Origin of the sequence: Hydrotalea lipotrueae (genome assembly GCF_019249625.1) — a bacterium.
Lineage (GTDB): Bacteria > Bacteroidota > Bacteroidia > Chitinophagales > Chitinophagaceae > Hydrotalea > Hydrotalea flava.
The window spans coordinates 1-1,145 of record NZ_JAESDL010000063.1 but is presented as its reverse complement, the minus strand read 5'-3'; the positions used below and the strand labels follow the sequence as shown (position 1 = coordinate 1,145).

Below are 1,145 nucleotides of genomic sequence, written 5' to 3'. Positions count from 1 at the left end.
TGCCACTAACCGTAAATATGATTTTACTTACGATAATGTGAACCGGATAACAGCAGCCAATTTTCTGCAAAACAGCAATAGCAGTAGTTGGGACAATGCTTTTTTAAACTTTAGTGTAAACAACCTTAGTTACGATGCCAATGGCAATATACTAACCATGAATCAGTATGGGTATTTAATTGGCAGTTCAGGATTAATAGACCAACTGAATTATACCTATCAGAATAATGGCAGCAGTAATCAATTGCAACAGGTAACCGATGCGGCCAATAACCCAACCAGTACCCTGGGCGATTTTCATTATAATACCGCCACAAAAACCACTACCGATTATGCCTATGATGCCAATGGCAATTTAATCAGCGACCAGAACAAAGCCATTAGCAGCATACAATACAATTATTTAAACCTGCCACAACAGGTAAGTGTAACAGCAAAAGGAAACATTCAATATGTATATGATGCATCGGGTAACAAGCTGGCAAAAATAACAACGGATAATACCCTAAACCCTGCTGTTACCAATGCCACATTGTATATTAATGGTTTTGTGTATCAAAACGATGTGCTACAGTTTGTTAGCCATGAAGAAGGCAGGGCAAGATTTATACCCGCAGTTGGCAGTGTAGCGGCCAGCTTTGCGATGGATTATTTTATTAAAGACCATTTGGGTAATGTACGAATGGTACTGACCGATGAACAAAAACAAGACATATACCCTGCTGCTACAGTAGAAGGCAGTATTACCAGCAATACCAGTGCTGCGTACATAGAAAACCAATATTATAGCATTAATCCGGCAGCCATTGTACCCAACCCCCGGTTTATACCAACTTACCCCAATAACAATGGCATACCCAACAACAACCCCAATAGCAATACTACGGCCAATAGTACACAGGTATATAAATTAAACAGCAGTACGGGCGATAAGAGTGGGTTGGGCATTACCCTAAAAGTAATGGCCGGTGATGTTATTGATATTTTTGGCAAAAGCTATTATAGCCAAAATAACACGAATGACAATACCAATTACAATTTACCCATTTTAACCCTGTTAAGCGGTTTATTGGGCACACCCGCCAATCCCTTAGCAGCGGCCACCCATGGGGCATTAACGGGAAGCCAGCTAAGTAGTATAGGCA

Annotated in this window: 1 pseudogene; it reads left to right on the top strand. The window is 40.5% G+C overall.

Annotation, left to right across the window (positions count from 1 at the left end):
• Positions 1-1,145, top strand: a pseudogene (locus tag JK139_RS15385) (hypothetical protein); the annotation flags it as partial.